A 12,591-nucleotide genomic window follows, 5' to 3' on the forward strand; every position below is an offset into this window, starting at 1 on the left:
CTGCGGCATCCGCCCCTCTGCTGTGTGGCAGGGGTCACAACACGCCGCAACCCCACCCGCGAAGCGGCCATATGCGACCCTCCCGGCCGGGTCGCCGCGCGCTCCGCGCAGCAGGGGTCACAACACGCCGCAACCCTGCCCGCGAAGCGGCCATATGCGACCCCTCCCCGCGCACAGCCCCACCGGCTCCGCGCAGCAGGGGTCACAACACGCCGCAACCCCACCCGCGAAGCGGCCATATGCGGCCCCTCCCCGCGCACAGCCCCACACACGACGAAGGCCCCGAACTCGCGTCCGGGGCCTTCGTATGCGTGCTGTGATCAGTTGGTGCGGCTGATCATGTTGTCGGCACCGTACTCGTAGATGCCGATGGAGGCGCCCTGGGGGTCGCCCGCCTCGTCGAACGTCACGTCGCCGGAGTAGCCGTCGTAGTCAGCCGTTCCGCCGTCGTTGATGATCTTGGCGCAGTCGGCGAAGCTGGTGCACGCCTCTCCGTCGCCGGTGCCGCCCGAGACCTCGGCCATCGCCGCAGCGATGTCCGCACCCTCGGTGGAGCCTGCCACGAGCGAGGCGAGTGCCACGAGCACGACGGCGTCGTATGCCTCAGCCGCGTACGTGAAGTCCTTGACCTCGGGGTTGCCCTCGCCGGTCCAGTACGTCTGCAGGCGGTCGGTGAAGTCATCCGCGAGCGCGGGACCGGCCTTCGTGCCCTGCGCGCCCTCGAGCGAGACCGACAGCTCGTCGCCGTAGTCCGAGAGGTTTCCGTCGACCAGGTAGAACTTGTCGGCCGTGATGCCGGCGTTCACCAGCAGCGGTGCGAGCGTCTTGAACTGGTCGAACGAGACGATCGCGACGGCGTCGGGGTTCTGTGCCTTGATGGACTCGACCTGAGCGTCGAACTGCGCGTCGCCGACGTTGAACGACACGGCCTCGACGACCTCGCCGCCGGTGCCCTCGAACGTGGTGGTGATGGCGTCGTTCAGACCGGTGCCGTAGGCGTCGTTCTGGTAGATGATGCCGAGCGTCTTCGCGCCGTCCTCGGCGATCAGGTTGCCGAGCACCTCGCCCTGGAGCAGGTCGCTCGGGGCGGTGCGGAAGTACAGGCCCTCGTCGTCCCACGCGGTGAAGTCGGGCGACGTGTTCGAGGCCGAGATCTGGAGGATGCCGGCGCTGACGTTTCCGTCGAGGATCAGCTTGGAGACACCGGATGCCGCGGCTCCGACGATGGCCGTGACGCCCGCGCCCTGGAGCTTGGTGATGGAGGTCTCGTACGCCTTGGTGTCGGTGTCGCCCTCGTCCTCAGCGGTGAGGTCGATGGTGACGCCCGCGGCGGCCTCGTTGATCTCCTGAACGGCGAGTCCGACGCCCGATTCCATGGGCGGTCCGAGGAACGCGAGCGAACCGGTCTGCGGCAGGAGCGAACCCAGCTTCAGCGTCAGGTCGGCTGCGGGCTTGTCTCCACCGCCTTCCGAAGGCTCGGCGGCCGGCGTGCTGCTGCAGCCCGCGATGACCAGAGCGGATGCGCTGAGCAGCGCCATCCCTGCGAAGACCTTCGCGGTGCGCGAACCCTTCAGTGCGTTCATTGGTGCTCCCTTGCTTAACAGAACGTGGATCGTGACCACGGTTCGGGTGCTCTAACCCTAGGCCGTTCAGCCCGTTCACAGGTGTCGCAAGTATTTCGGTGCGTTAACGATCCGACACCGAATGCCATCCCGGGTGCGTCCCAGGTTCAGGGGGCCTGGGCGACCGGAGTTCTGCGGCCACGACGGGCGGCGAGCAGCAGGTCGATGACGAACACGCCGATGGCGATCCACACGATGATGAAGCCGATCCAGCGCTCGATCGGCATCGGCTCGTGCAGCAGGGCGACGCCGATGATGAACTGCATCACCGGGGTGATGAACTGGATCATGCCGATCACGGTGAGGTGGATGCGGCGGGCGCCGGCGGCGAACAGCAGCAGCGGCACCGCGGTGGCCACGCCCGCGAACGCCAGCAGCACCGCGTGCCAGGTGCCGTGGGCACCCAGGGTGATGCCCACGGGCGTCGACGCCACGATGACCAGCTGCACGATCGCGATCGGGATCAGCCAGAACGACTCGAGCGTGAGTCCGCTGACGGCGTCGACCGCGGGGCCGATCTTCTTCTTGATGAGGCCGTACAGCCCGAACGAGGCGGTGAGCGACAGCGCGATCCACGGGAAGGCGCGGTAGCCCACGACGATGACGACCACGGCGAGCGCGGCGATCGCGATCGCGGCCCACTGCAGGCGCCGAATGCGCTCCTTCAGCACGAAGACACCCAGCAGCACGGTGGTGATCGGGTTGATGAAGTACCCGAGGCTGGTCTCCACCACGTGACCGGTGAGTGTGCCGATCAGGAAGACCTGCCAGTTGACGTAGATCAGCAGCCCGGCCAGCGCCGTCCACGCGAGCAGCTTCGGGTCGCGGATGATCGCGCGCAGCGCGCCCCAGCCGCGCATGACCGTGAGCAGCGCCAGGCAGAAGACGAAGGAGAGCAGCACACGCCAGGCCACGACCTCCCACGGACCCGTCGGCACGAGCAGCAGGAAGTAGAGCGGCAGCACTCCCCAGAGCAGATACGCTCCCCCGGCGTAGGCGACTCCGGCGGTCTGAGTGGCGCGGGTCGTCTCGGGGATCACCGCACAACCCTACGCCCGCGGGCGGCGGCGACCGGACACGCAGGAAGGGCCCGGATGCACGAAGCATCCGGGCCCTTCCGAGAACCTGAGTTCAGGGGATCAGCGAACCACGACCGCGAGAACGTCGCGAGCCGACAGGACGAGGAACTCGTCTGCGCCGAACTTGATCTCGGTGCCGCCGTACTTGCTGTACAGGACACGGTCGCCCACGGCGACGTCGATCGGAACGCGGTTGCCGTTGTCGTCGATGCGGCCGGGGCCGACAGCCACGACCTCGCCCTCCTGGGGCTTCTCCTTGGCGGTGTCGGGGATGACCAGTCCACTCGCGGTGGTCTGCTCTGCCTCGACCTGCTGGATGACGATGCGGTCTTCGAGCGGCTTGATGGAAACCGACACGGTCTACCTCTTCTTTCTTGACGCTGACACGAAAGACTTGTTCGCACTCTCAACCCGAGAGTGCTAATCCAGTCTATGCGTTCGGCTGGCACTCATGCAATGCGAGTGCCAGCCGGCGGCACCCGCGCCCTAGGCTGGACGCGTGGAGATGACCGAGCTGCGCGCCCTGCTGACCCCCGACGGCCTGGCGCTGCTCGACGGTCTCGATCCGATCGAGTCGACCGCCGAGGTCGCGCACGCCGTCTCGCGGCTGCGGGCTGCAGGACACTCCCCCGAGCTGGTCACCGCGGTGGTCGGGCAGGCCACGCTGCGGGCACGCGCCACGGCGAAGTTCGGCCCCTTCGGGGGGCGGATGCTGTTCACCCGCGCCGGCCTCGAGCAGGCCACGCGTCTCGGGGTCGCCGCACGCCACGCACAGCGCATCCGCCAGGCCGGCATCACGAGCGTCGCCGATCTGGGCTGCGGCATCGGCGGCGACGCCCTGGCGTTCGCGGGTGCCGGACTCGGCGTGCTCGCGGTCGACGCCGACGAGGTCACGGCCGCCCTCGCCGCGTACAACCTCGCCCCGTTCGCGCAGACCGACGCGGGTGAGGCGAGCGTCGTCGTGCAGCACGGCACCGCCGAAGAGACCGACATCAGCGGGTTCGGCGCGGTGTGGATGGACCCGGCCCGCCGCACCGCCGGTCACAGCGAGACCCGCCGCGTCTCGGCCGACGACTACTCCCCCTCGCTGGACTGGGCGTTCGATCTCGCGTCACGCATCCCGACCGGCATCAAGCTCGGCCCCGCCCACGACCGCGACGCGCTGCCGACCGATGCCGAGGCGCAGTGGGTCAGCGCCGACGGCAGCGTGGTGGAGCTCGTGGTCTGGACGCGAGAGCTCGCCCGCGACGGCGTGCGTCGCTCGGCACTGGTGATCCGCGGCGAGCGCTCGCACGAGATGACCTCCGGCGCTGACACCGAAGACGCGCCGGTGCGGCCGCTCGGCGCCTTCGTGCACGAGCCCGACGGCGCGGTGATCCGCGCGCGCCTGATCGGCGATGTCGCCCGCAGCCTCGACGCCGGCATGCTCGATCCGAAGATCGCCTATCTGACCTCGGATGCCGCGCTGACGAGTCCGTTCGTGCAGTCGTTCCGCGTGCGCGAGACGCTGACCGTGAACCCGAAGGCGATCAACGCGGCGTTGAAGGCGGGCGGCATCGGCACGCTCGAGATCAAGAAGCGCGGTGTCGACATCGATCCGGCCGCGTTCCGCAAGAAGCTGACGCTGCGCGGCGACGCGTCGGCGACCCTGATCCTCGCGCGCGTCGGTTCGCAGCGTGTGGCGATCCTCGCCGACCGGGTGCCGGCGGCCGCGTAGTCCGGCTCAGTCGCCCGGGGCGGTGCCGGACGAGACCTCGATCGGGTCGCCCTGCTCGCCGCCGACCTCGACACGATCGCCGTACTCCTGGTACGTCTCGCCCGAGGTCAGGTTCGCCGGATCCAACTCGCGGGCCACCACGAGGTACGGCATCTGGTTCACCGTGTAGGCCACCTGGAGGCTCCATGCCTCCGATCCGCCGGCACCGTCGTCGACGAACACCAGCGTGCTGATGCCGCTGTCGACCGCATCCTCGCTCCGCGCGCACTGCGAGTGCTCCTCGACCGCATCGACGACGAGGCAGCGCTCGACGCCGTCGTCCAGAAAACGATCGATCAGCCAGACCGGCTCGTCGCGGAACGAGCCGACGATCTGAAGCGAGGCGGTCTCGTCGTCCTCCAGAAGCTCTTCCGCGCGTTCGCGTTCCTCACCCGAGAACTGATTCAGCTGCCCGCTGGACTGCGTCCACCGCTGGATCGACACCAACGGCTCACCGTTCGTGGCGAAGAGCAGGAAGGCGTTCACGTTCACGGCCTCGACCGTGTCGGACTCCTCCGTCGCGGTGGTCATCGCCATCACCGAGGCCGCGAGCGAGAACGACGTCACGTCAGCGCGCGGCTGGCACTGCCGCCCGGACTGGTCGGCCACATCGAGGACCAGGCAGGCGTCGACGCCGTCGTTCTGGGTGCCGTACCAGACGAGTGCGTCTCCCTCCTGCCCGATCGGGCGGATGGAACCCTCGTCGTACGGGCCCTTCTCGTACAACTCGAGTCGGCGCTGCTGCTGCTCCTCCGTCAGGGTGATGGCGTTCGGGTCCTGCCCGAACAGCGCCCAGCCCACTCCGACGCCGACGGCGAGCAGCAGAACGGATGCTGCGGCCACGGCCAGTCCGTAGCGGCGGGGCATCGCCCATGCCCCGCGCCGACGGGCCGCTCGCTGCCGCTTCTGGGGCGCCAGCGGCTCGGCGTCCTGATCGGGGTCCTGCTCCGATGCCCGATCCGGCGTCGAATCCTCGGGAAACAGATCCGCGAATGTCGTGTCGGTTCTCACCCGGTCGGGCACGGCCGTCACGAGGGTCGGCTCGTCAGGAGCGGCGGCAGGCCTGGGGGCCGGGGCCGGGGCGGGGGCGGGGGCGGGTGCCGGCGCGGGGCGCTCCAGCTCGCGCAGGCGACGAGCCTCGGCATCCGTCAGCGCGCCGTCCCGACCGTAGGCCTTGCGCTGCAGCATCCGCAGTTCGTCACGGTCCTCGGCGGGCAGCACGGTCTCTATCCCAGCTGCTCGAACTGCAGGGCGGCCCAGAGCAGCCAGCCGGCGCTGTACATGGTCGCGCAGAGTCCCAGCACGAGGGCCCACACGGCCATCGCGCGGCTCTCGACCGGGCGGCGCAGCGACATGATCGCGGCGATCACGGCCACGATCGCCAACGGGATGCCCCAGCCGACGAAGAACGAGGCGCCGAGTGCGACGATCGCCGCGAGCAGGGCCCACGGCGCGAGGCGGGTGTCGTCGACCGTGCTCACACCGGCCGTCGGCGCCCACTCCAGGCGCGGCGTCACCTCGATGTCGGGGCCGGTCGACACCACGGGCTCGAGGGCCACGGGTCCGGTCGGCATCTTCGTGTAGGCCTCGCGCCGGGCGCCGGGGATGCGGGCGGCGCCGACCGGGCGCTCGACCTCGTCGCTCGGCTGGTCGATGCGCGTGGGCGGGATCGGGGGAATGCGGGCGGTGGCCCCGGTGGGCGGTCGCGCGGCGTTCACGTCGTCGCTCATGCGGGCACCGATTCCGCGATCTGGATCTCGGTCACGGGCAGCGTCGAGTCCGCGCCGAACGCCAGCGTCGACGGGCGTCGGCCCGACGCGATGAGCTCGGCGGCGAGCGCGGCGATCATGGCGCCGTTGTCGGTGCACAACGAGAGCGGCGGGATGCGGACAGTGACTCCGGCCGCCTCCGCGCGGGTGAGCGCGACCTCGCGCAGGCGTCGGTTGGCGATCACACCACCGCCGAGCAGCAGTCGCGGCACACCGAGGTCGGCGCACGCGGCGAGCGCCTTGGTCACGAGCACGTCGACCACCGCCTCGCGGAAGCTCGCGGCGACATCGGCGACGGGAACCTTCACTCCGTCGGCCTCGCAGCGCTCCACCCAGCGGGCCACGGCGGTCTTGAGCCCCGAGAACGAGAAGTCATAGCGGTGCTTCGCGAGGTCCGACGCGCGCGACAGCCCGCGCGGGAACCGGATCGCGTTCGGGTCGCCGTCGGCGGCGGCGCGGTCGATCTCGGGTCCGCCCGGGTACGGGAGCGAGAGCAGTCGCGCGACCTTGTCGAACGCCTCTCCAGCCGCGTCATCCATCGTCTCGCCGAGCAGTTCGACGTCGGTCGTGAGGTCGCGCACGTGCAGGAGCGAGGTGTGCCCGCCCGACACGAGCAGCGCGATGGTCGGGTACTCCAGCGGCGTGGAGTCGGCGGTCAGGATGTCGGCCGCGATGTGTCCGACCAGGTGGTTCACGGCGTAGAGCGGCTTGTCGAGCGACACGGCCAGGCCCTTCGCCGCGCCCACGCCGACCATCAGCGCACCCGCGAGACCCGGACCACTGGTCACGGCGACGGCGTCGAGCTCGTCGAGTCGCACGCCCGCTTCAGCCAGGGCGGCATCGATGGAGGGCTGCAGCGCCTCGAGATGCGCGCGGGCGGCGACCTCGGGTACGACGCCGCCGTAGCGGGCGTGCTCGTCCATGCTCGACGCGATCGTGTTCGACAGCAGCGTGCGCCCGCGGACGATGCCGATGCCCGTCTCGTCGCAGCTCGTCTCGATGCCCAGCACCAGCGGCTCGCTCACGCGGTCGCCTCCTTCTCGGCGGTCTCGACGGTTGCGGTGTCTGCGGTGTCTGCGGTGTCTGCGGTGGTTGCGGCAGCCGCCGCGCGGCGACGCAACTCGACCCGCATCACGATCGCATCGACGTCATCCGGCTGATAGTAGTGCGGGCGGCGGGCGAGCTCCTCGAACCCCTCGGAGAGGTACAGTCCCTCGGCGGTCGGGTTGTCGGCCCGCACTTCGAGGAACACCTCGCGGGCGCCGCGTTCGGCCGCGATGTCGAGCAGGGCGCGCAGCAGAGTGCGACCGCGACCGGAGCCCCGGTGCTCGGCGTCGAGGGCGATGGTCTGGATGTCGGCGTCGGCACTGCCCTGCAACGCGCGCACTCCCCCGTATCCGATGATGACTCCGTCGTGCTCGTCGACGAGGTAGCGTCCGTGCGGGCTGACCAGTTCGGCCGCCATCATCTCGGCACTCCACGCATCGGTCGGGAAGGAGCGGTGCTCGATGCGCATGATCGCGTCGAGGTCGTCGGCGGTGGCGGTTCGGAGCGTCATCGTCCCACCTTCTTCGGGGCGCCCGGCATGGTGACGTCGGGGGTGCGCAGATACAGCGGCTCGGCGTCAGTGAGCGTGCGGCCGGCGGCGACCGCGCGTGCGCCGACGCGCGCGAGGTCGACGGCCGACAGCGCGGCGACGTCCACACGACGCAGACCCGCGAGGTGCTCATCGGCGTCGGCGTGGCGCACCAGAACGGTGTCGGCGATCGTCTGGGGAATGCCGTCGGCGTCCGTCCCCTCGAACACGGTGATCGCGAACTCACGGCGGCGGGCGTCGGTCACCACGGCGAAGGGTCCAGCGATGCCGTCGGTCTCAATCGCGGTCAGAGCCGCGGCCGTGTAACTGGGCACTGGCACGACCGGAATACCGCGGCCGAGGGCGAACGTGCGGGCCGCGGCGATGCCGATGCGCAGGCCGGTGAAGGGTCCGGGGCCCATGCCCGTGACGACATGGGTGATCGCGTCGGATCCGGCCTCGGTCAGCACGCGCACCAGCAGTTCGCCGATGACTTCGGCGTGGCCCAGCGGGTCGGCCGTGGCGGCCTCGGCCCGCAGCGAGCCGTCGGAATCGATGGCAGCGACGGCTGTTCCGAGGGAGGTATCGACGGCGAGGATCACTGTTCCAGGGTAGTCGGCGTTCAGTACTCAGCAGCGATCGCCCGTGGGAGGGTTCCCACGGCCGATTCGGCCGGGTTCGGGCGAATTCTTGCTTAGTTGTGAACGGCAGGCGTCGGTGACTTCACCGCGGGCGACCCGAGTTCAGGCCTCGAGGCGCGCGATCGTGACGATGCGGGGGGCGTCGGCGTCGAGTTCTGACGCGTCGACGTCGTCTCCGGAGCTGCCGACCGGCCGTTCGAGCTCGATGTCCCACCAGGCGTCGGCGAGCTCCTCGGCCATGCCGCGCCCCCACTCGATCACGACGACCGAACGGGTGAGGTCGAGGTCGAGGTCGTCGAGTTCGGCGGCTGATCCCAACCGATACGCGTCGACGTGCACGAGCGGCGCCCGCCCCACGAGTGAAGGGTGCGTGCGGGCGATCACGAACGTCGGGCTCTGCACCGGTCCGCGCACACCCAACCCCTGCGCGAGACCCCGGGTGAACGTCGTCTTGCCCGCGCCGAGCGGCCCCGTGAGCACGAGCAGGTCGCCCGCCTCGAGCTGTTCGCCGATGCGCAAGCCCAGCTGCTCCATCGCGTCAGACGTCGCGATCTCGACGCGACCGAGGAATGCCGGATCGATGCTCATGCCGACCGCCGCGGCACGCGAGCCCCGATACGGGTGACGATCTCGTAGTTGATGGTGTCGGCCGCGCGCGCCCAGTCGTCCGCCGACGGCAGCCCGAGCGTGGCGTCGCCGAACAGCACGACCTGATCGCCGATCGAGACGGGGGTGTCTCCGACGTCGACGACGAACTGGTCCATCGCGATGCGTCCGACATTCGTGAAACGGCGACCGCCGATCGACACCGGCAGCTTGCCCGACGCCTGCCGCGGCACCCCGTCGGCGTAGCCCAGGGGCACGAGCACGAGCGTGGTGTCGCGCTCGGTGCGGTGGTCGTAGCCGTACGAGACCCCGGTGCCGGCGGGCACGCGTCGCACCGCGGCGATCGAGGCGCGCAGCGTCATCGCCGGGCGTAGGCCGAGCTGCGCCGAGCTGCGGTCGTCGAAGGGCGAGAGGCCGTAGATGCCCACGCCCACCCGCACGGCGTCGAGGCGCATGTCGGGGCGATCGATCGCGGCGGCGGTGGCGGCGATGTGGCGGATCTCGGGGCGGATGCCGAACGACGCCGCAGCCGCGACCCCCTGCTCGAACTTCGCCAGCGCGGCCTGATCGTCGTCGAGCGAGGTGTTCGAGAGGTGGCTGAAGAGCCCGACGATCCGCAGCCGTCCGATGCGCTCGAGACGCGCGGCCTCGGCGAGCACGCGTCCCCAGTCGGCCGGGGCGATGCCGTTGCGCGAGAGTCCGGTCTCGAACTTCAGGTGCACGCCCACCGGATGATCGACCGACGCCACCGCCGACGCCGCTTCGAGCTGGTCAAACGACGAGATACCAAGCTCGATGTTCTCGGCCGCCGCCTGCGCGAAACGTTCCCCCGGGGCGTGCAGCCAGGCCATGATCGGCGCGTGCACGCCCTGGCGTCGCAGCTCGAGCGCCTCGGGGATCTCCGCGACACCGAGCCGCGTCGCCCCACCCGAGAGTGCGGCGACGGCGGATGCCGCAGCTCCGTGTCCGTACGCATTGGCCTTGACCACGGCGATGACCTCGACCCCGGTCAGACGGCGGAAGTGGCGGACGTTGTCGGCGACAGCATCCAGATCGATCGCGGCTTCGCGGAAGGGATTCGTCACAGCGGCGCTCCTTCGGCGACGACGAACGCGGTGGCGAACCCCGCGTCGTGGGACATGGTGAGGTGCAGCGTCGTGATGCCGCGCTCGGCGACGACCGCGGCGGTCGATCCGGTCAGGACGAAGTGCGGGCGGCCCGAGGGCTCTGATGCGATCTCGATCTCGGTCCAGTGCACGCCGTCCGAACCGCCGAGGGCCTTGATCAGGGCTTCCTTCGCGGCGAAGCGGGCGGCGAGCGACGGCATCCGCAGCGACCGCTCCGACGGGGCGAAGAGTCGCTCGAGAAGACGTGGAGTGCGCTCGAGCGTCCGCTCGAACCGCGGGATGTCCACGAGGTCGATGCCGGTCCCGATGATCACCGCACAAGCCTACTCGCGCGCCCCCGCTCCCCCGCCCTCGCTCCGCGCCCCTGCCGTCTTCCCCACCTCACTGTCGCCGAGTGCACGGGATGCTGCCGAGCGCACGGCATCCGCACGCGCACAAGCCGTGCAGTCGGCGATAAGCCGTGCACTCGGCGCCAGGGAAGGGGAAGGCGAAGAGCAGAAGGGGAAGGGAAGGGGGCGCGCGAAGCGCGCCGCCTACTCGACCGTGACGGACTTCGCGAGGTTGCGCGGCTGGTCGACGTCGAGACCCTTGGCCGTGGCGAGCGCCATGGCGAAGATCTGCAGCGGAACGACCGCGAGCAGCGGCTCGAACATCGCACCCGCGAGCGGGATGTGGATGACCTCGTCGGCGAAGGGCAGCACGGCGGCGTCGCCCTCTTCGGCGATCACGATCACGCGGGCACCGCGGGCGCGGATCTCCTGGATGTTCGAGACGACCTTCGAGTGCACGAGCGCGGAATGACGCGGCGACGGCACCAGCACGAACACCGGCTGGCCGGGCTCGATCAGCGCGATCGGGCCGTGCTTGAGCTCGCCGGCGGCGAAGCCCTCGGCGTGGATGTACGAGATCTCCTTGAGCTTGAGCGCACCCTCGAGCGCGATCGGGTAGCCCACGTGGCGGCCGAGGAACAGCACCGAACGGGTGTCGGCCATCCAGCCGGCGAGCTGCGTGACGTGCTCCTGCTCGCGCTCGAGCACACTGGCGATCTTCTCGGGCAGCGAGAGAAGCTCCTCGACGTCGGTCGAGGCGTCGGCGATGGCACCGCGCACGCGGCCCATGTGCAGGCCCAGCAGCAGCAGGGCCGTGATCTGCGCCGAGAAGGCCTTGGTCGATGCGACGGCGACCTCGGGTCCGGCGTGGGTGTAGACGACGGCATCCGACTCGCGCGGGATGGTGGCGCCCTGCGTGTTGCAGATCGACAGGGTGCGGGCACCGCGCTCGCGGGCGTACTTGACGGCCATCAGCGTGTCCATGGTCTCGCCGGACTGGCTGATCGAGACGACGAGCGTGTCGGCGCCGATCACCGGGTCGCGGTAGCGGAACTCGTGTGCGAGCTCGACGTCGACCGCGACGCGGGACCACTGCTCGATCGCGTACTTGCCGACCAGCGCGGCGTACGAGGCCGTGCCGCAGGCGGTGATGATGACGCGGTTGATGCCGATGAAGAGCTCGTCGAGTCCGTCGAGCTCGGGAATGACGACCTGGCCGTCCTGGATGCGTCCGCGGATCGTGTTGGCGACGGCCTCGGGCTGCTCGGCGACCTCCTTGGCCATGAAGCTCGACCATCCGCCCTTCTCGGCGGCGGCGGAGTCCCACGACACCTCGAACGGCTCGGGCTGCACCGAGGCGCCGTCGAAGTCGATCACGGTGACCGCGTCGGGTGTGATCGAGACGATCTGGTCCTGTCCGATCGCGAGCGCCTTGCGGGTGTACTCGACGAAGGCGGCGACGTCGGAGCCGAGGAAGTTCTCGCCCTCGCCGAGACCGATCACGAGCGGCGAGTTGCGGCGGGCGCCGACGACGAGACCCGGGTGGTCCTGGTGCATCGCGAGCAGTGTGAACGCGCCCTCGAGGCGGGTGACGATGTTGCGGAAGGCGAGCTGCAGGTCGCCGCCGTTGCGGGCGTACTCGCGGCCGAGGAGCGCGGCGGCGACCTCGGTGTCGGTCTCGCTGCGGAACTCCACGCCCTCGGCGAGCAGTTCGGCACGCAGCGCCGAGAAGTTCTCGATGATGCCGTTGTGGATGACGGCGAGCTTGTCGTCGTCGGCCAGGTGCGGGTGCGCGTTGACGTCGGTCGGTCCGCCGTGGGTGGCCCAGCGGGTGTGACCGATGCCGGTCGTGCCGTCGGGCAGCGGCGCGTCGACGAGCGAGTCGCGCAGCATGGCCAGCTTCCCGGCCTTCTTGCGCATGCCCAGCGAGCCCTCACCGTCGATGACGGCGACACCGGCGGAGTCGTATCCGCGGTACTCGAGGCGGGCGAGCCCGGCGAGAAGGATGTCCTGGCTGGGGCGGGGGCCCACGTATCCGACGATTCCACACATGGGATCAAAGATAAGGCGCTTTTTTTGCGAGCCG

At 70.1% G+C, this 12,591-nt stretch carries 13 protein-coding genes; 1 reads left to right on the forward strand and 12 read right to left on the reverse strand.

Annotation, left to right across the window (positions count from 1 at the left end; all coding sequences use genetic code 11):
• Positions 1-320 precede the first annotated feature (320 nt).
• The 3 genes from AC2D10_RS06675 to groES form a co-directional block, all read right to left on the reverse strand.
• Entirely contained in the window at positions 321-1,583 is a 1,263-nt protein-coding gene (locus tag AC2D10_RS06675; protein WP_484711236.1) for an ABC transporter substrate-binding protein, read from the reverse strand.
• A 146-nt stretch (positions 1,584-1,729) separates the two neighbouring features.
• Positions 1,730-2,662, reverse strand: coding sequence for an EamA family transporter RarD (rarD, locus tag AC2D10_RS06680; protein ID WP_484711238.1), 933 nt, complete (start codon positions 2,660-2,662; stop codon positions 1,730-1,732).
• 99 nt (positions 2,663-2,761) lie between these two features.
• Positions 2,762-3,058: a co-chaperone GroES gene (gene groES / locus AC2D10_RS06685; protein WP_484711239.1), complete on the reverse strand. Its 297-nt coding sequence runs from the start codon at positions 3,056-3,058 to the stop codon at positions 2,762-2,764.
• A gap of 142 nt (positions 3,059-3,200) precedes the next feature.
• Between groES and AC2D10_RS06690 the strand changes: the two genes are divergently transcribed.
• Positions 3,201-4,418 (forward strand): class I SAM-dependent methyltransferase, encoded by a 1,218-nt coding sequence (locus AC2D10_RS06690; RefSeq protein WP_484711240.1) that lies wholly within the window; start codon positions 3,201-3,203, stop codon positions 4,416-4,418.
• A gap of 6 nt (positions 4,419-4,424) precedes the next feature.
• On the opposite strand, the gene AC2D10_RS06695 is transcribed toward AC2D10_RS06690, so the two are convergent.
• The 9 genes from AC2D10_RS06695 to glmS all read right to left on the reverse strand — a co-directional run bounded on the left by AC2D10_RS06695 (position 4,425) and on the right by glmS (position 12,557).
• Positions 4,425-5,678, reverse strand: a complete 1,254-nt coding sequence (locus tag AC2D10_RS06695; RefSeq protein WP_484711241.1) for a hypothetical protein — start codon at positions 5,676-5,678, stop codon at positions 4,425-4,427.
• A gap of 5 nt (positions 5,679-5,683) precedes the next feature.
• A complete protein-coding gene (locus AC2D10_RS06700; protein ID WP_484711243.1) occupies positions 5,684-6,187 on the reverse strand; it encodes a hypothetical protein in 504 nt (167 codons plus the stop codon).
• Entirely contained in the window at positions 6,184-7,251 is a 1,068-nt protein-coding gene (gene tsaD, locus AC2D10_RS06705; RefSeq protein WP_484711244.1) for a tRNA (adenosine(37)-N6)-threonylcarbamoyltransferase complex transferase subunit TsaD, read from the reverse strand. Before tsaD ends, AC2D10_RS06700 begins: the two co-directional genes overlap by 4 nt.
• On the reverse strand, positions 7,248-7,784 hold the full coding sequence (gene rimI, locus AC2D10_RS06710; RefSeq protein ID WP_484711245.1) for a ribosomal protein S18-alanine N-acetyltransferase: 537 nt from the start codon (positions 7,782-7,784) through the stop codon (positions 7,248-7,250). Before rimI ends, tsaD begins: the two co-directional genes overlap by 4 nt.
• The gene (tsaB, locus tag AC2D10_RS06715; RefSeq protein WP_484711246.1) at positions 7,781-8,404 is read right to left on the reverse strand and encodes a tRNA (adenosine(37)-N6)-threonylcarbamoyltransferase complex dimerization subunit type 1 TsaB; all 624 of its coding nucleotides are present in this window, start codon (positions 8,402-8,404) and stop codon (positions 7,781-7,783) included. The genes rimI and tsaB overlap by 4 nt, the downstream gene beginning before the upstream one ends.
• Positions 8,405-8,545: 141 nt before the next feature.
• Positions 8,546-9,031 carry a tRNA (adenosine(37)-N6)-threonylcarbamoyltransferase complex ATPase subunit type 1 TsaE gene (tsaE, locus tag AC2D10_RS06720; RefSeq protein WP_484711248.1) on the reverse strand — a complete coding sequence of 162 codons (486 nt, stop codon included), beginning with the start codon at positions 9,029-9,031 and terminating at the stop codon, positions 8,546-8,548.
• Positions 9,028-10,134, reverse strand: coding sequence for an alanine racemase (alr, locus tag AC2D10_RS06725; protein WP_484711250.1), 1,107 nt, complete (start codon positions 10,132-10,134; stop codon positions 9,028-9,030). Before alr ends, tsaE begins: the two co-directional genes overlap by 4 nt.
• Positions 10,131-10,490, reverse strand: coding sequence for a holo-ACP synthase (locus AC2D10_RS06730; RefSeq protein WP_484711251.1), 360 nt, complete (start codon positions 10,488-10,490; stop codon positions 10,131-10,133). The genes alr and AC2D10_RS06730 overlap by 4 nt, the downstream gene beginning before the upstream one ends.
• Before the next feature lie 219 nt (positions 10,491-10,709).
• Entirely contained in the window at positions 10,710-12,557 is a 1,848-nt protein-coding gene (glmS, locus tag AC2D10_RS06735; RefSeq protein WP_484711253.1) for a glutamine--fructose-6-phosphate transaminase (isomerizing), read from the reverse strand.
• Between the last annotated feature and the right edge of the window lie 34 nt (positions 12,558-12,591).

This window comes from Microbacterium sp. PI-SA-G, assembly GCF_057215335.1.